The following is a 24787-nucleotide window of genomic DNA, read 5'->3' on the forward strand; positions in this document are numbered from 1 at the left end:
GACAGCTTGGCTGCGGGCTGCAGCGCACCTAAGAGAAAAATCCGACCTACAGTGCTGGAATCCACCGGTCAGCAGGACCTCAAGTCCACCTACCGTTCGAGCCAGCACTCTCAACGGGCGAAGGGGCTCTCCAGCGTTATTCGCTAGGCTTCCCGCGCCAGAGCTGCGGGCAGCGGACGACTGTGGACTACTACCAGCTCCAAGTTTGCCCTTGTCAGTGACGTGTACAGCCTTCCATCGGACCCAGAGTTGGCGCGGAAAGCAGCCGGCTCGACGACGCCGACTGCGTCGAATTCAAGGCCGCGGGCCTCTTCAGGGGTGAGGAAAGAGCATCTGTGAAGATGCTTGTCCGCCCAGGTCCATCTATCTTCTGCCGACCATCCCGAAATACGTGCTTCCTGCAGCACCTTGTCGATATGAGGAGTAATGACTGGCACCGTCCCGTCGGAGTGGTCCGTAGCCAGCCTCTGGCAATGTTCCAAGGCGATGGACTCGACGGTTCGCCGGATTGCGGCGGCATTGATAATCCTTGGTGGGATGCCTCGACCGAGGGGAGAAACCCTTCGGAGGCCAGCGGATTTTGGAAGTAGTGCCGCTGCGAAGTCAGCGATGGCCTGAGAAGTGCGGTAGCCGTCATTGATCACACGTTCATCCCGTCGCGTGGCGGAGATGCGGGCAGTGATGTCTGACCAAGACTTCACCTGCTAGGAATGACGCTGCTGCATGTCGCCGACTAGGGTCCAGGTGCCGACATTCATTTCCTCTAGAAGGCACCACTCGAAGAGGCTAAGGTCCTGCGCCTCGTCCACTATGACATGCTCAAAGAGGTCCCCAGGCTCGAGAAGTATCCGCATGTAGGCGAGGAGTGGCCACAGCAGCGGGTCCTTGGGGGGCGCCTTTGAAAGATTAGGGTAGCCCGCCGGCCTATTCCGGTACCTCCGAAGAGTGACTGTGGAGGTGCAGCCGCGTCACGAACTCCTCGTAAAGGCGCCCAAGTGCGTCCAGCCCCTGCCTACTCTCCACCCATCTGGTACTCGAAAGCCTGGCGGACCAAGCCGATGATGTAGCCGAGGTCGGTCTCCTCGTTCAGGCTGACCTCGGTTGGGCCATTGCCCCAGTGCCCCTTGTCGCTGACGTCCCAGGCAAGGCCCCGCTCGTCGCGGAGTGCCTCCAGTGGGATGTTAAGGCTCAACCTCAGCCGAGCCTTCTGCGGAACCACGTCGACGAAGTTAGTCTCAGCCTTAAAAGCGACGTATTGCTTCAAGAATTGCTGAGTGACGCCTGGGTCCAGGGCCACAACTTCCGCACTAAAGTTCTCAAACAGGGCTCGTCGCGGCTGCTTGAGCAGATGTGGGTGGTCTTCAATGGAGAAATCCGACTCTGCCCGTCTTTTTTGTAACTCCGTAATCGTTTGAGCTGGCAGTTCCGGCAGGGACCAGATCTTGAGCGCATCGTCTGCCAGCCGCGCGGCGCGTTTTTGGATCTCGCTGGCGTTCCAAAATTCGAGTTGCCCTAACCCCTTGTTGAGCCGGAGTGGGCTGTCTTTGAACCCTCCCTCCATGTCGCGCTTCTTTGCGAACGCGTGATCGGAGTACTCCGAGTTGTAGCCCGTGAGCGTGAGGTTTCCGAGCGTGTGCAGGTACGTCGATTGCACGTCCTGCCAGTCTTCCCCAAGAGACAATTGCCATTCAGCCGACAGGTTCTCGTTCTGCGGCATTATGTGCTCGATCGTGTAATCCTCGATCGTCACGCGCTCCTTGCGGCCGTAGTTCTCCAGCATGCGAAAAAAGTAAGAGCGCCGGCGAAAGTTGTACAGATCACTGGCCTTGAGGCCGGAAACGAACTCGGCGTCAGTCGGAAATCTGCGGTAGCTCTTGAAACCGAGAAAGTTTGCCTTAACGCTCTCGAGATACCGATCCTTGCGCACAGCTGAACTGAAGCCAGCAAAGGTCTTGTTCAGCGAGTTGGTCGGGATGCGGCAAACCGCGCGGCGGAAGATGTACGAGGTAACTAAATCAACGATCTGGAGCACGCCGTCGCAAGTCAAAGTTCCGAGCTCGTAGTCGGTGTAGACATCGAGCAGGAAGGGGTAGACGACATCAGCCTTGATCTGGTCCAGGTCCTTAAAGGCCCGCCACAAGGTCGGATCCGTCTCCTTGCCCAACGCCATTGCGCAGTAGCGGCGCGCGTACTGACGCAGCTCGATAACGAGAGACTCGATTGTTTCGTCCGCGCTTGTGAAAGCTGTCGCGTGATCCTTGAATGCGTCATAGATGCCGTCCAAGCGAGGTATCTCGCCGGTCTTATTGGTCAGGTAATGGCGGACGAATTCATCGAACTGACTCTCCTCAGCACCCATAAACTCGAGCTCCATCGGACGCCAATAGGCCGAGTAGACTTTCTCCTGCTGTTTGGGTGGCAGGTCCATGAGGACGTAGTTGCGAATCAGATCGGCTTGGGACAGCTTCTTGCCGGTCGAGTTCATGGCTTCAAAGACGAGCTGGGGGTTGTCCACCCCGCGCTCCAGCTTTACATCGACGACGACGAGTTTGTCGAGGCCGCGGCAGACGAGGGACAAATCGAGCTTCGGATCATCAAGCTTCCGCCGGAAGTAGGAATAGTTCTCGATGACGCGGGTGTCCGTGTCGTTGGCCGGCTCGGCTCCCTGTAGGATCGCGATCAACGCCGGCCTGTCGCTCTGGGACAAGATCAGCTTGAACTGACGTTCACCTTCTTCATCATCATTGAGTAGGTAGCGATTACGGATCTTTCGCGGAGAGAAACCGTCCCAGGGCTCCCGCTGACCGTCCGGTAGTGTCTCCAGCCGCTCAACCAGCGCTGCGAGGATCAGGGTTACAGTGGTGACCCGCTGCTGGCCATCGATGATCAGATCGGGTTCAGCAGAGGTGTTAGTGGCTTGATCCTTTGCGACGTAGACGATCGACCCCGTGAAATGTGACCCAAGTGCCGCAGTCGATCCCGCGCGCAGGATGTCTGCCCACAGCTGCGCGCACTCCGCTTCGTGCCAAGAGTAAAGGCGCTGGTAGATCGGCACTATGAACTGACTGCTCGCTTTCAGCAGCGTAAGTAGATGCGAGTCAACGGCCTTCACAGCTCTCCTTCATATTGGATTGTCACCACCTTATCGTCCGGGAAGAAGGTCGGGCCTTAAGGTCAGAGCAAGTATGGGTGGCTGTGCCTGCGACTAGTCGCAACGGTCGGGCATATGCTTTGACGGCTCGCGCCCGCCCGCTTTCTGCCGGACTAAATAAACGCCATGGCCTGCAAGCCCTATAAGCCCCGTCGCTTCCGGCGGGTTGATTCGTCCAGCGATGCAGCTGCCGCTAGAGTTTGAAGTCAGAGTTGTTCGTGAGTAGGAGATCGTCATTGGGGCCGTTCGATGACCGCGATATCGTCAGCGGCCATGTGCCCGGTGGCACGAACACCAGCCACACGCTTGCTGTCGGGCACCTCACGTCACTCCTCTCTGCAGTGCCCAAGGCCTCTGGTTTGGCCGACTACGAAACTGCAGCCGTTGAACACAACGTTCTCGGGCGGGCTACTACGGAGGGGCGTCGGCGGACGTTTCGATACTTGCGCGAACTGTACCTTCTCGATCCCAACCGAGTGATGTTCCGAGCGATGCGCGATTTGTGGGATGAAGATGAGCAGTCGCAGCCGCTCCTCGCCGGCTTGTCAGCCATGGCACGGGACAGCGTCTTCCGGGCGTCCGCTGCGGGACTCCTCGCGCTGAGTGAGGGAGCGGAAGCGACTGCTGGGATGCTCACAGGATTCGTAGAAGCCGCGTTCCCCCACGCATACAACGAAGCGACAGCGGCCAAAATCGGTCGAAACACCGCGTCGTCATGGACACAAACCGGGCATCTGCGCGGCCGGGCAAAGAAAACTCGTCAAACTGTTGAACCCCGCCCCGCTGCTCTGGCGTTCGCCCTCCTCCTTGGCCATCTGCAGGGAGCCAGAGGGCAGTCACTCTACGACACACAGTGGACAGCTTTTTTCGACGCTGGGGCGCGCGAAATTGAGGCCATTGCAGGAGTTGCCGGCCAGCGTGGGTATATTGAGCTACGCTCCGGGGGCGGGATTGTCGAAATCGGTTTCCGGCACCTTTTGAGACCGATGGAGGATCTGACCAATGAGTGACATCGACGCCCTTGTTGGTGCATATGAAAGATTCGTGGCTCTGCCGTGGTCACGGAACCTCGCGCCGGCTCAGCGAGTCTGGATGGTCGTTTACCCCCCGAGTGACGAGCGTCGCTTACGGGCACGGATCGCGGCGTTTGCCGTTGCTACCGCCAAGGCCCACAAGGCATGGTCCGTGGCGGATGTGACCAACAGTTTCGGAGACTGGATCGGTCGGAATCCCTATCGGGAGACCTACTTCAAAAACCCTGACAGACTTTCGGCGGCAGCGCTCCGGGACTTCGAAAGAGACCTCGTTGCCCAGGTGCGTACATCATTGACCGGCACCACCAATGACAGCGAGACGGTGGTCGCCGTCCTAGGCGTGGGGTCTTTGTTCCCCTTCACAAAAGTCAGCAAGTTCATTGAAGACCTCGCCCCAGAGGTGGCGGGGCGTCTGGTTGTCTTTTTCCCCGGTGAACGGGACGGCTCCAACTACCGATTACTCGAAGCCCGGGATGGCTGGAATTACCTTGCCACACCAATCACTGCAACAGAGGACATGTCGTGATGCTGAACAAAGAAATTTTCGTCGAGGACCCCACCAAAAAGAGCATCCCTAACCTCGGGGTGGCAAAGGTTGGGGAACCCACGGACGACGCCGGCTGGGCGGTTCTGGAGTACGAGCTGAAGAGCTTCGTCTGCGAGGGCGCGTACGCGCAGGGCCTGGACCGCATCCTGTCCTCATACGTCGGGCAGGCAGGATCTTCACAACCTGCAGCCTGGGTCAGCGGGTTCTATGGCAGTGGAAAGTCACATCTCGTAAGGGTTCTGGAGTACCTTTGGCGAGACCTGGAGCTTGCAGATGGTTCGACAGCGCGGGGGCTGGTTCGAACTCCTCAACCGGTAACTGACGTTTTGCGCGAGCTCAGCACTCTTGGAAACCGAAACGGGGGCCTCTGGTCGGCGGCGGGCACACTGGGTGCTGGAGCCGGTTCTGTGCGTCTCGGGTTTTTGTCGATCGTTTTGGGAGCGGCAGGTCTTCCGACGGACCTTGCCCCGGCCCGCTGTGTGATGTGGCTGCAGGATGAAGGGCTTTTTGAAGCCGTCCAGGCAGACATTGCCAGCCGAGGACTCGACTGGGAAATGGTTCTCGAGAACATGTACGTCTCTGAGCTGGGTGAGGCGATCCTGGCCGCGAAGCCCGGATGGGCAGCCGGTCCGGATATGGCCCGGGAACAGATCCACAACCAGTTTCCGCAGCCGGAAGACATATCCCTGTCGGAGACCATCAAGATCGTAGAACATGTGCTTCGCCAGGTGTCGGACACAGTCGGCAAGCTGCCGTGTGCCCTCGTCGTCCTTGACGAAATGCAGCAGTTCATAAACGAGGACCCAGACCGTGCCCAGCAGGTCCAGTTGCTTGTTGAGGCCTGCTCAAGCAGTTTCGACGGCCTCCTCATGATCGTTGCCACGGGACAGGCCGCCCTCCAGACTACTGCCGTCCTTCAAAAGCTGATCGACCGCTTCGCCATTCAAGTACAGCTCTCTGACACCGACGTCGACGCCGTTATTCGGGAGGTCGTTCTGCGGAAGCGACCTGAAAAAGTGTCCGCGCTGCAACTGGTCCTCGAGAATCAGGCAGGTGAAATTGACAGGCAGCTGGGCGGTGCGGTTATTGCGCCATCGGCTTCTGACGAAAAGTACCTTGTGCCTGACTATCCCCTGCTGCCGTCTCGTCGTCGTTTCTGGGAGCACGTCCTCCGTTCGGTTGACAAGGCGGGCAAGGCAGGTCAGCTTAGGTCCCAGTTGCGTGTTGTTCACGAAGCGAACAGGGTTGTGGCGGACTCTCCGGTCGGCACCGTTGTGCCTGCGGACTTCATTTACGATGAGAAGTCTGCTGACATGCTCCAGACCGGCGTACTGCTTCGGGAGATCGAACAGCTCATCAAGGGGGAGCGTTCGCAGGGGCCCGAAGGAGAGCTCCGGAGCCGTGTCCTGGCTCTTGTATTCCTGATTTCGCAGCTCTCCCGGGAAGGCTTTGCAGACACAGGTGTGCGGGCCACTGAGCAGCACATCGCCGATCTCCTGGTGGATGATCTGTCCGGTTCCGGACCTGGTTTACGTGCCCAAGTTCCAAAGGTACTCGAGCAGCTTCACGCTGAATCCAAGCTCCTCAAAGTTGACGAGGAGTACTTCCTGCAGACACAGGCAGGGCAGGAATGGGCTAAGGACTTCCGCAACCGCAGGGCTTCTTTCCTGAGTGACACGACCCGGGTCGCCCACGCGCGCGACAGTGCCTTCCGAGACGCAATGACGCGAGTTGTCCCCCGGTCACGGCAACATGGACTCAGTAAGACCCCACGAACCGTTGAAATAAGTTTCAGCGACGTAGAGCCGAAGGTTGACCTCAGCATTTGGGTCTGGGTCCGCACAGGTTGGGATCTAGCAGAAAAACAATTCATTGACCTGGCCAGCTCAGGAAGCACGGACTCGCCTCTTATTTTTGTTTACCTGCCCAAGGTCGACGCCGACGCCATGGTCGGTGCCTTGGCGGACTTGGCAGCGGCGGAGGAAACGTTGGCAACCAGGCCGCGTCCGAATACGGACGAGGGTGTATCCGCCCGCAAGGCCATGGAATCCACCCGGGAGATGGCTCGGCAGAAGGTGGCCGGGCACGTTTCCGATGTCCTTCGTCAGTCGACCGTGGCGCAGTCAGGAGGTAACCGAATTGCAGAATCGGACCTAAGTAAGGCTCTGACAACGGCCGTGGACAGGTCCATTGACCGTCTTTACCCCAAGTTCCGGGAAGGTGACCATACAGGCTGGGCAACCGTATGGGCGCGGGCGGTGGAAGGCAACGAAAACTGTTTAGAGGCGGTTAATCACAAGGGGTCAACTGCGTCGCACCCAGTCTGCAAAGCAATACTTTCCGCTGTCGGGCCCGCGGGGACATCCGGAAACGAACTCCGGAAAAAGTTTGAATCTCCAGAGTACGGCTGGCCGCGTGACGCAGTACATGCGGGCCTCGCGGCCCTCGTACTGGCTACCGAGCTAAACGCTGAGGAAAACGGTCTCCCGGTCTCCGCGCGACAGCTAAAGCCGAATGCCATCGGTAAACTGACTTTCCGCCGCGAAACGAAAGCCGTCCCGCTCAGCACACGGCTCGCCGTACAGCAGGTGCTCATCGAATCCGGAATTCCCGTGGAGAAGAACGAAGAGGCGGCCGCGTGTGCGCTGCTCCTACAACGGCTTAGCGACCTTGCGGGTGCGGCAGGCGGTACTGCACCGCTGCCGGCGCCGCCGTCGACGTCGTTTCTGGACCCGTTGAAGGGTCTCAAGGGAAATGAATTGATTTCAGCGGTGCACGACCACCGTGAAGCGATTCGGACCGCGGTGGCGGAATGGCGGGCCGCGGCAACGCTCAAGCAGGACAGGTTAGCTGACTTCTCCAAAGCCCAGCGTCTGGTAACCCATCTGCCTGATAGCGGCGATCACATTGCGCGCGAGTTGCGTTCAGTTCAGGACAACCGGCAGCTGCTCCAGTCACCTGATCCCGTCAGGCCCATCATTCTCGCTGCGGCCGATATGCTGCGCAATGCACTGAACGCCCAATTGTCCCGTTATAACCAGGCGGTAGCCACGGCACGAACGCACATTGCGGAGGATGAAAGCTGGGCTGTCCTCAGCGGTGGCCAACAGGAAGAACTGTTGTCGAAGTACGAAATGGCGACGGTGGAAACGCCTGCGCTCGGCACAGCAGATCAGGTATTGGCCGCTGTGGAAACCCGCCCCCTGAGCTCGTGGAATGACCGCATAGATGCAGTTGACGCCCAGCTGGGCCGATTGCGCCAGGCTGCCGCCAGGTTAGTTGAACCCACCGCATTCAAGATTACCCCGCCGAGTGCGACGCTCAAGTCTGAAGTTGAGGTCGAGACATACATTGAACACCTTCGCAAACAGATGCTGACTGAGCTCCAGCAGCACAAGTCGCTCATCGTCTAGGGAGTAAGTACATGTCGGTGTTGTCGGGTGTTTTGCGGAAGTTGCTTGAGCGTGCGGTGGTTGATGGGCGTGTGGTGGCTGAGGGTGGTGCTGCTGCTGCGTTGACGCGTTTGGGTGTGGGGTTGCGTGATGCGCCGGGGCATTTGAGTTTGGAGGAGCGGGCGCTTCGGAATGGTTTGCGGGCGCGGGCTCGTCAGCTGGGGGATCGTTTGGAGCTTTCCGGTGATCCTGGGGATGTGTGGGTGGCGTCGCCGTTGCTGGTGGGTGAAGTTGCGTATGAGCAGTGGCATCGGTTCCTATTTGCGCGGTTCCTGGAGATTAACGCTTTGTTGCGGCACCCGGAGTACGGTGTTCCGGTTTCTTTGGAAGATTGCCAGGAGCTGGCCGAGGGGCTGGGTGAGCCTGATGGTTGGTCGGTGGCGGCGCGTTTCGCGGCGGAGATTCTGCCGGGGATTTTCAAGCCGTCCGATCCTGCGGTGAAGGTGGGGCTGGCGCGGGAGGATTTGCTGGCGTTGGAGCGGGCTGTGACGGGCCTGCCGGCGGAGGTGTTTACGGCGGAGGATTCGCTGGGGTGGGTGTACCAGTTCTGGCAGTCCAAGGCCAAGGAAGCGGTGAACGACTCGGGCCGCAAGATCGGCGGTGCGGATCTGTCGCCGGTGACGCAGCTGTTCACCGAGGATTACATGGTGCGGTTCCTGTTAGAGAACTCGCTGGGTGCGTGGTGGGCGGGCCGGCATCCGGAGTCGTCTCTTCTGTCTGGGTTTGAGTTCCTGAGGTTCGCGGAGGACGGCACTCCCGCGGCGGGGACGTTTGAGGGCTGGCCGGAGACGGTTGCGGAGGTGACCGTGATGGATCCGTGCTGCGGGTCCGGGCATTTTTTGGTCGGGGCGTTCGGGATGTTGTGGCGGATGCGGGCGGAGGAAGAGGGTCTGTCTCCGGCGGCGGCGCAGGATGCGGTGCTGGCTGAGAATCTGTTTGGTCTGGAGCTGGATCCGCGCTGTACGCAGATTGCGATGTTTGCGTTGGCGCTGGAGGCATGGAAGCAGGGCGGTTTCCGGAAGCTTCCGGTGCCGCAGGTGGCGTGTTCTGGGATCCCGGCAAAGGCGCCGCTGGCGGACTGGACGAAGCTCGCCGAGGGCGATTACCAGCTCGAGGCTGCCCTGACCCGGCTGCACACGTTGTTCGCGGACGCGGACACCCTGGGTTCACTGATTGATCCGGTGCGGGCTTCGGAGCAGGCCGGGCTGGAATCCGTGGACTGGGCAGACATCGCGCCGCTGCTGGACCGGGCACTGACCTCGGAGGCTGCTTCCAGCGGCGACCCTGCGGCTGAGGTGTTCGGTGAGGCCGCCGCCGGGATCGCCCGCGCCGCAGACTACCTCTCCCGCAAATACACCCTCATCGCCACCAACCCGCCCTACCTCGGACGAGGAAAACAAGCGCCGCTCCTCAATAATTTCTTGGGGAACAGCTATCCGGAGGGCCGCGCTGACATAGCGGTGGCCTTTCTCCAGCGGTTTCGACAGCTAGGACAATGGAGCGTCGCCGTGACGCCGCAACATTGGACCTATCTGGGAGGGTATTCACGGTTTCGTGAATCTCTATTGAAACAACGGGGAATTCGTCATATATCGACGCTTGGTGCTAGAGCATTTGAGGCAATTGGGGGCGAAATAGTCACTGTTCTCTTAGCAATATTGTCCAACGACTGCTCCGATACTTTTACACTGGCTGATCACTCTGATCAGAGCGGACCTAGCTCCAAACGGTCTAGCTTGCAGGTTCGTCCATTTTCCCGAGTGAGTGTGCTCGACATGGCACAAAATCCGGATGCCAGGATCTTGATTCCCAGCGGAGATAGTATGCCGCTTCTTGCTTCCCGGGCTAGGAGCCATCAGGGCCTCATTACGGGCGATAACGCTTTGCACCTCCGATACCACTGGGAAGTAAGCAATCGTGGATGGCGTCCAGTAATTATTCCGCCAAGCATTACCAGCCTTTTCTCTGGACGGGAAATGGTTCTGTCATGGGATGACAAGCTGTCGGCGCCGGTGCGGGGGACGTTCGCGCGCCTCCAAGGAACGTCTGCGTGGGGACGGCCGGGGATTGCCGTCGCGCGGATGGGTGAGTTGAGGGCGACTCTGACCCGCGGTGAGCCTGTCATCGACAAAGCCGGTGCGGTGACGGTGGAGGACTTAACGAACCTAGCTGCGGTGTGGTGTTTTACTTCCAGTCATGAGTTCCGCACTGAAGTTCAACGTGTAGATGCGGCTCTTGCTGTCGCAAGCGGGAGCTTGGTTAAGGTGCCGTTTGATGTGGATTATTGGCGGGGTGTGGCGGAGGAGGAGTTTCCGGAGGGTTTGCCGGAGCCGTTTTCGGATGATGCGACGCAGTGGTTGTTCAAGGGGGTTCCTGCCGGTGCCCGGCAGCCGTTGCAGGTTGCGGTGGCGAGGCTGCTGGGGTTTTCGTGGCCTGATCAGGAACCGGACGTCGTCGATCCGCTGGTGGATGGGGACGGCATTGTGTGTCTGCCGGCCGTGTCAGGTGAACAGCCGGCGGCGGAGCGGGTACGTTCCGTGCTGGCGGCCTCGTACGGGGGTCAGTGGTCCAACGCGCGTCTGGATGAGCTGTTGGTTGAGGCAGGCGGGAAGTCTGGGGATCTGGCCGGTTGGCTGGCCGATGTGTTCTTCAAGGATCACTGCAAGGTCTTTTCGAACCGCCCGTTTATCTGGCATGTCTGGGATGGGCGCCGGGACGGGTTCTCCGCACTGGTGAATTACCACAAGCTGGACCGGGCGACGCTGGAGAAGCTGACGTACCGGACCCTTGGTTGGTGGATTGACAGGCAGAAGGCCGACGCTGCAGCCGGCGCGGCGGGGGCCGAAGCCCGGTTGGCTGCGGCGACCACTCTGCAGGAGAAGTTGAAGCTGATCCTTGCGGGTGAGCCCCCATATGACATCTATGTGCGGTGGAAGGCAGTGGCGGAGCAGCCGATCGGCTGGGAACCGGATCTGGATGACGGGGTGCGGTTGAACATCCGCCCGTTCGTTGAGGCCGGTGTGCTGCGTTCGAGGTTCACGATTCACTGGAAAAAGGACCGTGGCACGAATCCCGACGGTACCGAACGCCACAACGACCTCCACTACACAACGGTCCAGAAGAACGATGCACAAAGGACCCACAACTCATGACCGTGTCCGGTAAGTCCGTTTTGGACGCCATCGCAACTTCGCTCCTGGATGCAGGCCGGTACAACAGCGACGATAAAACCGGCCCTGTAGCGGTCCTATGGCCGGACCCGGAGCGTCATTGGGAACCGATCGTTACGAAACTTGGTGGAATTCTCCGTATTGCAGCGCTGGGCGACTTCGACGAATCCAAGTCCACCGGACCAGCAATCTGGATTCGCTTACTGCTGGCCAATTCTAATCAGTCCTCGGAGGTGCCCCTCGTGGTTTATCTTCCAGGTGTTTCCCGTGGCGACCTCCGGGCGGTTGAAAGCAGTTCAGCCGCTCTTCGACCGTTGGCAGAACTGCAGTTCCGCTCTGCCTGGTGGCTCCAGTCGAATCAATCGCCCTGGACTCCAGGTGCTTTTCTCCGAAGCCCCGACGGTCTCAAACTTGATGTTGCGAGGGACGACGAGACCACAAAAAACCTCGCCTTGGTGCTATCCGAACTCAGCGACTCGGCAGTTGACGATCTCCGCAACGTCGGTCGCTTGGACGCGTCGTTCTTCTCCTCACTGTTGGTGGCCGACGAGACGAAGGCATTGCTTTCCTGGCTTAACGAGCCCGAGGCCACAAAGTTGGCGCTGAGCGGCAACGAGTGGGCAGCATTTGTGTCCCGATCCAAGTCAACATTCGGCGTGGATCCGGGTGCTGTGGGCGCACTGACCATTGCAGCGAAGCTGGGGCAGAGGCAAGGTCCATGGAAGAAGGCCTGGGACAGGTTCGCTGAGGCTCCTCACAGCTACCCAAAGATACCGGACCAACTACGCAGGGCGAAACCTTCTGACCGACTCTTTTCCGATCTCCCCGACTCGTGGCCGCAGGACAATGAGGAGGCTGAACGGGAGGTCGAGGCCGCACTCGTTGCGACGGGCGGGGGTACGCCGGCAGAGGCACGGTCACGGGTCTTGGCACTCGAGCGAGAGCACGCCAAGCGAAGGCTGACTGTGTGGGCGGTACTCGGGGCTGCCCCGCTGGCCGTTGCGCTCCAGCATCTAAGCATTGTGGCCGGTAAGACCCGGAGCCATCCGAACGCAGACAACCCCGCGGGATATGCGAGTTGGTATGCGGATGAGGGATGGCAGGTGGATGCGGCCGCGGTGGCCGCCTTGGCTTCAGTCACAGACCAGTATTCCCGAGGTGCCGTGGGAGATGCTCTTAGGGCAATCTACCTGCCATGGCTTGACGAGGTCGCTCGAAAGTTCCAGCATGCCGTGACGCAGCACGGTCAGTTGGCCGACGTCGGGCTGGATCTCGAGAAGGGCGACTGTGTCGTTTTCGTCGACGGCCTTCGTTACGACGTTGCTGAGTCCGTGCGGCGCGCCCTTGCTGAGCGCGGCGCAAACGCCGACATTCGCACCAGATTCGCTGCTTTCCCCACCATGACAAGCTCGGGTAAACCTGCCGTTGCCCCTTTTGACCAAGGGCTGACTGGAGGGAACGAGCTGGCACCGAGCGCTGACGGACGCCCGGTGGACGCGGGAGTCTTGCGATCCTTGTTAGGCCAAGCGGCTGTGCAGGTCTTGGGGCGTGATGAGCTTGGAAACCCGCAAGGCTTCGGCTGGACGGAAACCGGAGACTTGGACGCGACCGGACACAAGCTTGAACTTAAACTGGTGGACCGCATACCCCAAGAAGTAGCTGACATCGCCAGCAGGGTCCGTCAGCTGCTGGACGGGGGATGGGGACGGGTGCACATCGTGACGGATCACGGATGGTTGCTCATGCCGGGCCAACTCCCCAAGATGGAACTCCCGCAGCATCTGACAGTCGTGCGCAAATCTCGTTGCGCGCGGTTGTCGGACGGGGCCGGGGCCGTGGACCAGCCAACTTTTCCCTGGACTTGGGATTCCGGTGTTCGGATAGCCATTCCGCATGGAATAGCGGCCTTCCAGGCCGGCTGCATCTATGAACACGGGGGCGTGAGCCCTCAGGAAAGTATCACGCCGCACATCATTGTCAGCCGGACTGCAGCAAAGTCTCCCGCACGAATCGAGGGAATTAAGTGGCTGGGCCTTAGATGCCGGGTTGACTACGTTGATGCTCCTATTGGTGCGGTTCTGGACGTGAGAAGAAGCCCGGGGGACTCGTCGTCGTCCGTGACGACAGCCAAGGTAATTTCTGGTTCGGGTGAGGATCGCGTGCTGGTGCCTGATGACTCCATCGAGGGCAGCATGGTTTTTGTCGTCCTGTTGTCCGAACAAGGGGAGATATTGGCCCAGGTATCGACAAGAGTCGGGGAGTAGCCGGTGGCCGAGCTCGACGAACTGGACCGGATCACGGCGGATGCATATGAGGGCTTTGTCGTACGCAAAGACCTGGCACAGAACTTCAAGGGAGCCTATCCAGTTCCAACTTACGTTGGGGAGTTCCTCCTAGGACGTTTCTGCGCAACAACAGACCCGGTCGAGATCCAGGAAGGGTTGGAAGTCGTCGAGCGGTTGCTGCGAGACCGGACGGTACGCGCTGGCGAAGAAGAGTTGTTCAAATCACGGGCTCGTGAACAGGGCACCATAAAGATCATTGATCTCATCCAAGCCAGGCTGGATTCCAAGGCGAATGTCTATCTGGCCACGCTGCCCAGTCTCCAGTTGAGTGATGTCCGGATCGAGGACACGCTGGTCGCCGCGAATGAGCGCATGCTTACCGGCGGCTTCTATGCTGAAATTGACTTGGAATACGACGCCGCAATCGCCGGCGAAAGCTCTGGGCGTCCATTCGGCGTGGCGAGCTTGCGTCCGATCCAACTTTCCACGCGGTCTGCATTGGATGATCTAGCGGAAAAGCGTGACAGTTTCACCACCGAACAGTGGAAGCACATGCTGCTGCGAAGCGTAGGTTTTGAACCCGGCCGATTGACTGAGCGCCAGCAAGATGTGCTTCTACTGCGGATGGTTCCGTTCGTTGTCCGGAATCACAACATGGTGGAGCTAGGTCCGCGAGGTACGGGCAAGTCACACCTATTCCAACAGGTTTCTCCCTATGCCCACCTCATCTCGGGTGGGAAGGCGACTGTGGCACGGATGTTCGTGAATAACGCCACAGGTCAGCGTGGACTCGTAGCGCAACATGACGTGGTTTGCTTCGATGAGGTATCCGGCGTTTCCTTCGATCAGAAGGACGGCGTAAATATCATGAAGGGCTACATGGAGTCGGGGGAATTCAGCCGGGGCCGCGAAAGTATCCGCGCCGACGGCTGCATTGTCCTGGTAGGCAATTTTGACGTTGATGTCCAGCACCAGCAGCGCGTCGGACACCTACTCTCTCCGCTGCCGCCCGAGATGCGAAATGATACCGCCTTTATGGACCGCATCCACGCTTTCCTACCTGGTTGGGACGTCCCAAAGCTCGATCCTTCATACTTCACGTCGCATTTCGGGCTGGTAAGTGACTTCCTGTCGGAGTGCTGGACACGACTGAGAGCCCAGAGCCGATTGGCCAACGTCCAGGGGCGGGTTCTTTATGGAGACGCACTGAGTGGGCGCGATCTGACTGCAGTCAACAAGACGACGGACGGACTGCTCAAGCTCCTCTATCCGGGCCCCGACGCAGATATCCCGGACGCTGATTTGGAATGGGCAGTAAAACTTGCACTAGAGTGCCGGCGACGCGTCAAAGAACAGCAGCGCCGTATCGGCGCAGCCGAATTCCGCAACACGCACTTCAGTTACCGCCTTGGCGAAGACGCTGTCGAACAATTCGTCTCGACTCCGGAACTACAAAGCCCCGACACGATCGGCTTGGACCCGTTGCCGCCAGGACAGATCTGGGCTGTGAGCCCGGGCGGTCCAGACGAGTATCCGGGTCTATACCGGGTTGACGTCACCGAAGCCCCGGGAACTGGCGTAAAGATCGTGAACCGTCCGACGCCCCCTGCACTTCGTGAGAGCGTCCAAGTGGCCGAGCAAAATCTGATTGGACACGCGCGTGAGCTGGTCGGGGACAAAGCGCCACGGGAGCACGAGTTTTCCATACAAGTACGAGCCATGGACAGCGCCAAATCCGGCGCGGCGCTCGGCTTGCCAACCCTGCTGTCCTTGTGCAGTTCGCTATTGCAGAAAAACATTAGGGGAGGCCTCATCGCAGTGGGCAACCTGACACTCGGCGGAGGCGTGGAAGCTGTCCCGAATGCGGTTGCGTTGGCCGAGCTGGCCATGGAAAAGGGAGCGGAAACTTTGTTGCTACCCGTTTCCGCCAGGAAACAGCTCTTCGACGTCAGCGATGACGTGGCGACTAAAATTTCGTTTCTCTTTTACTCTGATGGCAAGGACGCCTTGCTCAAAGCACTGGCCGATTGAGGACGGCAGACCACCGCGCGAGTCGAAAGTTGAAGCCCGGAGGGGTGGCCGACGCCCCTCCTGACTGCACTATTTGTCCGCTTTCACAGCTTTGAGAAAACAGGCGGGGGACTTTCTGGGATTGTCAGGGCGGCACACTAGGATTGTGCAAAATGCGTATAGAACCATTCAGTAGGGGGAACTCTTGACGGCGGAGCTGCAAGATCTTAGGCCGACTTTCGAAGCCGAAAAGGTTGTCGAGCAGGAGTACTTCGACCAAGCCAAAGAAGCACTGGATCAGGCGATTGCTTCCAGTGGGCCCCTTTCCTCTGGTAGCACCGCCTTTGAACGTAGGGCCCTCTCTGCAGCGGCTCAGCGTCGGCAACGTCTTGGTGCCGACGAAGCAGTTGCCTTTGGCCGTATCGATCTTGACGACGCTGAAACTCGTTATATCGGTAAAGTTGCCATCAGAAACGCGGACGGCGACATTTTGGTTTACCAATGGCAGTCCCCGGCGGCGGAGCTCTACAACCTTGCGTCCATCGACGATCCCCAAGGCGTAGCGCGTAAACGCGTCTATCATGCTCCAAAGAACCGCATCGAGTCGTTCCAAGACATACTCTTTCGGCAGCTATCGGAGGACTTGGAGCAGCTAGAACAGTTTTCTTCGTCAACGGATCCGTTGCTGGACGAGCTGAGCCGCCAGCGCGGCACCCACATGCAAGACATCGTGCGCACCATTGAAGCTGCACAAAGCAAGCTGGTGCGGGCTGATAAGGATCAGCTACTCGTAATTCAGGGTGGCCCTGGCACCGGCAAGACGGCGGTAGCGCTCCATCGCGTGTCCTGGCTTTTATTCAACTTCCAATCTGAGCTTGCGCCGCAAGATGTCTTGGTAGTCGGCCCAAACCCTACCTTCACCAAATACATTCAACGCGTTCTTCCGGACTTGGGTGACGAGAACGTGGTTCAGCAATCCCTAGACCAGCTGCTAGCAGGATCTACGGTCGTAAGGGGCTCTGACGACGCTCGGACCGCCCGGCTGAAGGGGTCGCTTACTATGGCGGGCATTGTAGCGAGGGCTCTCAATCAGCGAATCAGAGTACCTCTGGCGGGATTGAAGTTCCGGCTGCGTAATTCAGCAATGACCTCCTCGGTGGACAGCTCTGATATTGAGAGCGCACTCAAAGCATTGCGTTCTGGAACTTTCAGCGAACGCCGGGCTCAACTGCGTTCAGCCCTTTTGCAAGTTGCCCATAGCTCATCTTCATATCTTGGGTCTGTGGATCCGGAGAACTTGTACGATCCTGCGTCGATAGAAGCAGAAATTGAGAAGGTGTGGCCGCAGTTGTCGCCACACCAGTTCGTCAGAGAGCTTTATGGCTCAAAGGAGCGTCTGAAAGCGGCGGGGGCCAATAACTCACAGGCCGAGGCGCTGTATCGGCCCGCCCAGGCTAGGATCGGTGAGGAACTTTGGACGTCTGCAGATCTGGCCGTACTTGATCAAGCCATGCATGCCATCCAGGGCGTGACATCTAGCTACGGACATATCGTTGTGGACGAGGCGCAAGATCTTTCTGTAATGCAGCTGAAAGCGATTCGACGCCGCTCCCGTTCAGGATCCATGACTATAGTCGGCGATATTGCTCAGTCTACTTCGGCCTATGCGCGACAGAACTGGAGCCAGGTACTCAAGGAACTTGAATCCGACCTTCCGGCAAACTTAGAAATTCTCGAAATGGGATATCGAGTGCCGCGACAGGTCTTTGACGTAGCCACGAAGGTTCTTTCAGTCGCTGCTCCAGACATCCCTGCTCCCCGGATTCTGCGTGATGTCCCTGAGTTGCCGAGGTGGATTCTTTCGGCACCGGGAACTCTTAGTGATTCTGTCGTGGATGCCGTACAAGAACACAGCGCCAAGGGTCTATTCGTCGGCGTTATCGCCAACAAACAACTTTGGCCCGCCCTACAGAAGTCATTTCACGGCCGAGGAACAAGATGGAGTGAATCCGCCGACGGCGGCCTTTCTCAAGGCATCAACCTTGTTACGCCGGAAGATTCCAAGGGATTGGAATTTGATGCAGTTGTCGTAGTTGATCCGCTGCGGATCCTGAATGAGACTCAAGGAGCCCGACTGCTCTACGTCGCTTTGACTCGAACCGTGCATTATTTGGACGTCGTCATACCAGAAGGAAAAGTGCCCGACGTCCTTGCTGAGTTTGTGCCATCCCTATCTTCTGAGACCGATATCGAAACCCTGCCGGAAGCCGATCGCGATCTCATCTCAGAGGGCACCCCGGAAGACGAGGTAGTCAGTGATAACACGAAGGACGATAGACTGACGCCTGAAGTTGAGTATCATGCGGAACCGCCTCACACGGTCATTTCGGCGGCCACCAACGGTGTGGCCGTGCTTCGCCAGAGGGATGAAGCCTACGCACAGCTGACGGCTGATGAAATTTTTGCTGAACTTCAACAAACGGCGGGACCAACCGTTCAGCGGCGAGTATTGCAGCTTCTAACAGAGAAAGCCGGCCTCATCGGGCCCTAAACTGGGTCCCAGCAGAGGGACTTCCATGGGCTCAACCACGGAGGTTTCGACAGGCTCAACCAGCGGTCCAAGCCCGGAACGCGAAGTACCGCGCATCCCGCGTCCCACCAGCCGTCCCAGGGCTTTGACTGCCTCACAATCGGCAGCTCCCATATCGGTGAACAGCCAGCGGGTCAGCAGCCCTGCTTCCCGGCTGGACGGCAAGACCCCCCCGACGGCCAGGTCCAGCTGGTCCCGCAGCAGCTGCACCGCCAAAACATCGGACCGGCTGAGCAAGGGAGTCCTTCCTGGGGGAGGAGCGGCACTCCTCGCAGCACCCCGGTGGCGGGGACTGGACCGGAAGGGCGGGGACTGGACCGGAAGAAGGCCGTCGTGATCGGCTCCAACAACTCCGCACACGATATCTGCGCCGACCTGTGGGAGCACGGCGTCGATGTCACCATGGTGCAGCGCTCCTCCACCCACATCGCCTGGAGTGAGTCGCTGATGGATCTGGCGCTGGGGGACCTGTACTCGGAGAAGGCGCTCGCGAACGGCGTCGCCACGGAGAAGGCCGACCTGCTGTTCGCGTCCCTGACGTACCGGATCCTGACGGAGGCGCAGGTGCCGGTGCACCAGGAGTTGGCGAGGCAGGACGCGGAGTTCTACTCCCAGTTGGAGGCCGCCGGGTTCGACCTGGACTTCGGCGTGGACGGCTCCGGCCTGTTCCTAAAGTACCTGCGGCGCGGCTCCGGCTACTCCATCAACGTCGGCGCCTCCGAGCTGATCATCGACGGCCCAGTGAAGCTGAAGTCGGGGCAGGTCGCCAAGATCACCGGCAACGCCGTGGTGATGGACGACGGCACCGAGCTGGAGGCCGACCTGATCGTCCACGCCAGCGGGTACGGGCCGATGAACGGCTGGCTGGCGGACCTGGTCTCGCCCGAAATCGCGGACCGGGTGGGCAAGTGCTGGGGATATGGCTCAGACGGATCTGCGGCAGCGACCGGCACGAGTACCTGGAGGGGCCCATCTTCGTCCCTGCCCCGGGGCACCCGCACCCGCTCTCGCACGAGGAATCCCCGGTGACCCTGGGGCACGAATTCTCCGGGGCTGTCTCCGAGGTCGGGGAAGGGGTGACGGGCCTGGCGAAGGGGGACAACGTCGTCGTCGAACCCTATTTTGTGCACGCCGTCTGCGACATGTGCCAGGCGGGCAGCTACACCTGTGCCGGCAGATGGGCTTCATTGGGCTCTCCGGCGGCGGGGGAGGGCTGAGTGAGAAGATGGTGGTGGACGCGCGGTGGGTGCACCCCATTGGGGACATTCCGCTGGACGAGGCGGCGCTGATCGAGCCGCTGTCCGTGGCGCACCACACGGTGGAGATGTTCCTATAGACAAGAGAGTGTCGAAGATTGTTCTCAGTGGTCTGCAGGGGAAGATGGCTGTATGGAAATTGCCGATCACACCACGACATCGATCTCCTCAAGATTCTCACCCCGTTGAGTCTGAGATGATCTAGGCAGCCGCAGAAGCGGCCCGATCACCATTAATTCCCCGAGCGTCAAGCAAATTCGGGGCAGATCCCTACGAGGGAGGTCCGCGTCTGATGTCAATGGATGACCTGGTCTATCAGGGGATGCAATCTGGGCTTGCTTGGCTGAAAGAGATCGGAGCCGAGCGGGTCCTCGTTCGAGGTGAACTAACGGGGTTGGACCTCGAAGAGTTGGAGGCGCTCGACGCCGACATCCGTCAGCTTCCGCCCGGATATTCCGGCGGCAATCTCTTCAACGGTGTGTACGGGGTCCACCGCAAGGGTCGATGGGAGGCCCTCGTCATCCGTGGAGAGGGCCAAGAAAGGCCAGCTGCAACCGCCCGCCATCGATTCACTACGGACGGAGGGATGCGTCACCTTGGGGAGGCTCGAGAAGATCTGGTTGAGCAGTGGGAGGACGGTCTGCCCTTCATCGGCACTAGTTCGTTTGCGCCCGAGGATGTCGTGAAAGTGCTCGGGTGTGATCGCATTGGTCGGGTGCGGCGGGTTACTCGCATGGCGCGCTGGCTACGTGATTGAAGTGAGTGTCGACGGGGAGCTTCAGCACGTGGCGCCAGAGTCCCTCCAGAAGGTGGATGGAGACCCACGCGATCCAGCCTTCTGGGTAACCTCGGCACCCGCTTCGGCACGAGAGATCGCAATGACTCTGACGTGGACGAAGTTGCGCGAGCCGCTCTCGAACACCCTGTACTCCTACCGGGCGACAAAAACCGTCTTTCGTGCCTACCAGTTCATCCCTGCTCTCAAGATCCTCAACTCTCCCACCGGGCGGCTACTTCTGGCGGACGAGGTGGGTCTCGGAAAGACGATCGAGGCGGGACTGGTGTGGAGCGAGCTGGAGCAGAGGTCACCGCTTCGTCGCACGCTTGTGGTCACGCCTTCCTCCTTGACTCACAAATGGCGCATGGAGATGAGCCGGCGTTTCGACCGTGACCTCGAGGTCATTAAGCCTCGCAAGCTGGCTGACTTCGCCGAAGATCTCCTCGCCGGTCGAGACGCGGAACTCCACGCGATCATCTCGGTGGAGTCCCTCCGCAGTGCGAGCGACGTGCTCGAGCAGCTGACCCAGATCCGACCGCGATTTGATCTGGTCATCGTCGACGAGGCCCATGTGTTGCGCAATACCGGTACGAGGTCGAACCTGCTAGGCGGGTTGCTGTCCGATTGGGCCGATCACTTGTTGTTCCTGTCGGCCACCCCCATCAATCTGCGCTCTGACGACCTGTACAACCTGCTGACTCTGCTCGACGACGGCATGTACCAGGACTCCCAAATCTTCCATATGCAGCTCGAGCCGAATCAACACCTCAACGCGATCGAACGCGGCATCTCTCACGGCTCCTCCGGCTCAGCACTGCGCCACCACCTGCGGTCGATTAAGACACTGCCCTTCGGCCGCGCCGTCTCGAGCCGCCCTGACTACGCGCGCCTAGAGGAGCTTCTTGACACCGCTGCACCCCTGGAAGCTGGCCACCGGGCCGAAGTCAAACGCCTCGTTTCCGAGCTGAACACCTTGAGTGGCGTGCTCTCGAGGACCCGGAAGGTGGATGTACCTGACGCCAAGGCAGTGCGCGAACCGCATCAGGTACTCGTGAACTGGTCGCCGGATGAGAAGCGCTTCTACGACCGCGTCGTTGACCACTTCATGTCCCGGGCTCGCGCGCACGGAACGCCACCCGGCTTCGCCATGCAGATGCCGCTGCGACAGGTTGCGAGCTGCCTGCCGGCCATGCAGGCGCGACTCTCTGCCAACGCAGACCAGTTCGCGCGCTCAGTGGAGGATTACGACGAGGAGTACGACGAAGAGGACCTGGCGGACATGCGCGAGGACCGGACATCCTTCGAGTGGCATGGCGAGGACTCGAAGTTTGAAGCCCTGCTGGAGCAGCTCACGCACTTGCGCGAACAAGGCTTGCGTCAGGCACTGATCTTCTCCACCTTTCGCGGGACCATCGCGTACTTGGCAGAACGCCTGAGTTCAGACTTTCGGGTCCGGCAGCTCCACGGCGGTATCCACATGGTGGATCGCCAGCCCATCATCGATGCCTTTCGCGATGGGAAATTCGACTTCCTCATTGCGAGCGAGGTGGCATCAGAGGGTCTAGACTTCGAGTTCTGCAACGTACTGGTGAACTACGACCTGCCCTGGAACCCCATGCGAGTCGAGCAGCGAATCGGTCGTTTGGACCGATTCGGCCAAAAGCACGAGAAGGTCCTTATCCTCAACATGCATGTGCCGGGGACGATCGAGTCCGACATTTTGGAACGCCTATACACCCGAATCGGCGTCTTTCAGAACTCCATTGGAGACCTCGAGCCCATCCTCAGGGACGACTTCCGTGACCTGGCTAACCAAATCCTTGATCCGCGACTGAACGACTCCCAGCGAAGGCAGCGAGCGGAAGAAATCGCAACGGCCATCGAGACGAGGGCAGCGAACCTTCGGCGATTGAATGAGGAGCGCGCCACTCTGTCCACGATTGACGAGATGCAAGTGGAAGGTCTTTCAGAATCAGGGCCAGCGGACGGGCGGTATGTTGGAACGACAGAAGTGCGCACCCTAATTGAGCACATTCTGCGAGCCACTGGAGGCAAGCTCGAGAAGTCGGAGCATCCCGGAATCCTGCTACTACGGGGAAGCAATGAGCTCTCCGACCTCATCTATCGCTTTCGAGGCACCCAAGGCGCGAACCGTCGGTCAGCGATACTGTTCCAAGGCCGTATCAGCAACGGAGAACCAATCGAAGTGACCTTCGACGCCGACCTGGCAAGCACGCGAGACGTGGAACTCCTATCTCTCCGACATCCCATCGTTGACGTGGCACTGCACCAACTGGAACACGACAGGCTCGGGTTGCATCGTTATGGCATAGGCAGGCTTGCAACGTTGCCGTCCGGCACTCGCTATGCCGTCACGGTGGACTTGGTAGCGTCGACCGGAGTGAGGCCGACCAAGGAACTGTGGTCAACGGCGATCGATATCCAGACCGGGGCCGTTGCGCCAGACATCGGCGTTCAGTTGCTGGAGGCCGTGGCGAACGGATCACTGGAGGAAGCTACTGGAGCCACTCCAACGCCAATGGAGCCCTTCCTGGTATCGCTGAAGGAAGTCAGCTGGGCTCGGCACCGTGAGGAGGAGTCACGCAGACGTCTGGACAACGAGGCGTTGGTAAGGGCCCGCCTCGACGCGCGCAAGGAAAGTCTTCAGGTCAAGATCCATAAGGCGAAAGCCACGTTGGACGTCGTTATGGAGCGAGAACGCGATCCGCGAGTCATCCGGATGGCAGAAGGTCGCATCCGGAACCTCGGTCAAGACCTCGAGCAGCTTGAGGCCGAGCTGGAGAAGCATCGGGCCTTCTCGATGAGCCGCAGGACGGTCGCAGTGATTGAGCTCGTCGGTCCGGCTACTTGACGTCCCAGTCACGGCGTTCCATTGGCTTCCAGTCCGGTTCCTTGACAGGAAGGGCAAGGCGGGCGAAACCCCCTGTGAGCACAGGCCAGCGCGAGACGCGGAATGACTGACTCGTTCCGCGGCCATCGATGATGTTGACGCGCCCCTCCGTGGACAGGTCGAAGCGGACACCACCATAGCCGAAGGCAACCTTCAATCCGGGCACATCGGTCTCCTTATGCCGCAGATCGACCGGCGTTCCGTCCATCGCATAGACAGCCAGGCGGCCGTAGCCGGTTGCTGGCAATGATCGAGCTGAATCCCGATTGACCGCGGTGGCACCGTCTGGCCACTCGTACCTGAGCCGGTCCCGACTCAGTGCTTGCCACCATTCGTAGAGCTTCGTATGTGCTCGGTAGAGCGGCACACGGGTCAGGTCCCCGCCTCCCGCCGCGAACTCGAGCACGAAGTCGAAGGCGGGGCGATGCAGATTCACCTGCTCGTAGGAAGTGTTCTCGGCAAGACCCGCAACGATCGCCTCGCGCGGACCGTTCGTGCCGGGGAAGGTGTGGATCCTGGCGGTGGGTAGCTTTCTGCTAAGGAACTTTTCCACCGCGGAGGCGCGGCTCATGCCCCCGGCAAGGAGAACGTGATGGACGTTTGAGGTGAGGCTCTCTTCCGAAATCTGGCGCAGGGCAGATGTGACCGCACCTTCGGCGCGGGTCAGGTATGATCCGCGCAGGGTCGAGAGGATAAGGGACCAAGCGCGTTCCAGTTGCGGACGCATGGCATCCTCCAGCTGCTCGCGGGTGTAGTGCAGGCTGGGCAGGCTGCCGGCCTGATAGCCGACATGCACCTGCGTCTCCTGGTATGTCGAGAGGTCAACCTTCGCCTCAGCTGCTGCGCGCATCAGATAAGCCCTCGCGAGATCAGCGTCGGGCAACGCCTCGAGCTCGATCCCTTGGTCGCGGAGAACGATCTCCAGGTCAGCGACGATCGCTGCGTCGAGCACGTCACCGGCCTCGTTGAGGCCGTCTGAGGCGAGGACGTAAATTTCCGGGTCCCTGAGCGGGCCCGTCGTGACGTCAAGGACGGCGACGTCGAGCGTGCCTCCGCCCATGTCGAACACGAGCACGCGCTCTTCGTCGAAGTACTCCCTCTGTTGCGTTCGCTGGCCGATCCAGTTCAGTCCAGCGGCTATCGGCTCATCAATCAGAGTCGAGGGGCCGACGCTGAAGCCCGCCGTCTCGGCGAGGCCGAGCAACCGTTCACGCTGATCCGCGTCCCACATTGCAGGGCAACCGAGTCGAGTGACTCCTTTGTTGGAGATGGGGAGCCGATCAGCGCGGGCACGGTTCGCAATCTCGCGTAGTACCGCGCCGATGACCTCGTCGGCGTCGCGTTCGACGGAACCGTCGGCGCTTCGCGCGACTACCGCGCGTCCGGTGATGCAGCGCTTGACCGAAGTGATCAGAGCGGCGGGATTGTGCGTGAGGGCGTCCTCGCCGACCACCAAGGCGTCACCGCTGACCGCAGCAGCGGAGGGCATCCACGATTCGGCGTGACCGATTGGGACCACTGTCGGCCTGCCCGCCGGCAGGCTCTCCGCGATCAGTGTCGTGCTCGTGCCAAAGTCGACACCCAGAAACTGCTCTCGAGCCAC

Annotated in this window: 11 protein-coding genes and 2 pseudogenes; 11 read left to right on the top strand and 2 right to left on the bottom strand. The window is 59.9% G+C overall.

The genetic code is table 11. From position 1 onward, the window contains the following. Positions 1–1012 precede the first annotated feature (1012 nt). Positions 1013–3112, bottom strand: coding sequence for a DUF262 and DUF1524 domain-containing protein (locus tag QF036_RS06740; protein WP_307100340.1), 2100 nt, complete (start codon positions 3110–3112; stop codon positions 1013–1015). 275 nt (positions 3113–3387) lie between these two features. Here QF036_RS06740 and QF036_RS06745 point away from each other — a divergent pair, with 275 nt between their 5' ends. From QF036_RS06745 to QF036_RS06795, 11 genes and pseudogenes are all read left to right on the top strand, one after another. Next, positions 3388–4161: a hypothetical protein gene (locus QF036_RS06745; RefSeq protein ID WP_307100342.1), complete on the top strand. Its 774-nt coding sequence runs from the start codon at positions 3388–3390 to the stop codon at positions 4159–4161. Beyond that, entirely contained in the window at positions 4154–4711 is a 558-nt protein-coding gene (locus QF036_RS06750) for a BREX protein BrxB domain-containing protein (RefSeq protein WP_307100344.1), read from the top strand. The genes QF036_RS06745 and QF036_RS06750 overlap by 8 nt, the downstream gene beginning before the upstream one ends. After that, positions 4711–8145, top strand: a complete 3435-nt coding sequence (gene brxC, locus QF036_RS06755) for a BREX system P-loop protein BrxC (protein WP_307105815.1) — start codon at positions 4711–4713, stop codon at positions 8143–8145. The genes QF036_RS06750 and brxC overlap by 1 nt, the downstream gene beginning before the upstream one ends. Before the next feature lie 11 nt (positions 8146–8156). Beyond that, positions 8157–11336, top strand: coding sequence for an Eco57I restriction-modification methylase domain-containing protein (locus tag QF036_RS06760; RefSeq protein ID WP_307100347.1), 3180 nt, complete (start codon positions 8157–8159; stop codon positions 11334–11336). Next, on the top strand, positions 11333–13618 hold the full coding sequence (pglZ, locus tag QF036_RS06765; RefSeq protein WP_307100349.1) for a BREX-1 system phosphatase PglZ type B: 2286 nt from the start codon (positions 11333–11335) through the stop codon (positions 13616–13618). Before QF036_RS06760 ends, pglZ begins: the two co-directional genes overlap by 4 nt. 3 nt (positions 13619–13621) lie before the next feature. Further along, a complete protein-coding gene (gene brxL / locus QF036_RS06770; protein WP_307100351.1) occupies positions 13622–15670 on the top strand; it encodes a BREX system Lon protease-like protein BrxL in 2049 nt (682 codons plus the stop codon). A 184-nt stretch (positions 15671–15854) separates the two neighbouring features. Then, positions 15855–18200, top strand: a complete 2346-nt coding sequence (locus QF036_RS06775) for a HelD family protein (protein WP_307100353.1) — start codon at positions 15855–15857, stop codon at positions 18198–18200. A gap of 278 nt (positions 18201–18478) precedes the next feature. Beyond that, positions 18479–19169 (top strand): annotated as a pseudogene (locus tag QF036_RS06780) (NAD(P)-binding domain-containing protein); the annotation flags it as partial. Further along, a pseudogene (locus QF036_RS06785) lies at positions 19169–19560 on the top strand (alcohol dehydrogenase catalytic domain-containing protein); the annotation flags it as partial. The pseudogenes QF036_RS06780 and QF036_RS06785, both read left to right, overlap by 1 nt. Positions 19561–19787: 227 nt before the next feature. Next, on the top strand, positions 19788–20252 hold the full coding sequence (locus QF036_RS06790; protein ID WP_307100355.1) for a hypothetical protein: 465 nt from the start codon (positions 19788–19790) through the stop codon (positions 20250–20252). Further along, on the top strand, positions 20245–23145 hold the full coding sequence (locus tag QF036_RS06795; RefSeq protein WP_307100357.1) for a DEAD/DEAH box helicase: 2901 nt from the start codon (positions 20245–20247) through the stop codon (positions 23143–23145). The genes QF036_RS06790 and QF036_RS06795 overlap by 8 nt, the downstream gene beginning before the upstream one ends. Here the strand turns inward: QF036_RS06795 and QF036_RS06800 are convergent. Further along, a complete protein-coding gene (locus QF036_RS06800) occupies positions 23138–24787 on the bottom strand; it encodes an Hsp70 family protein (RefSeq protein ID WP_307100358.1) in 1650 nt (549 codons plus the stop codon). The genes QF036_RS06795 and QF036_RS06800 overlap by 8 nt on opposite strands.

This window comes from Arthrobacter globiformis, assembly GCF_030817195.1.
In the GTDB taxonomy this organism is placed as follows: domain Bacteria; phylum Actinomycetota; class Actinomycetes; order Actinomycetales; family Micrococcaceae; genus Arthrobacter; species Arthrobacter globiformis_D.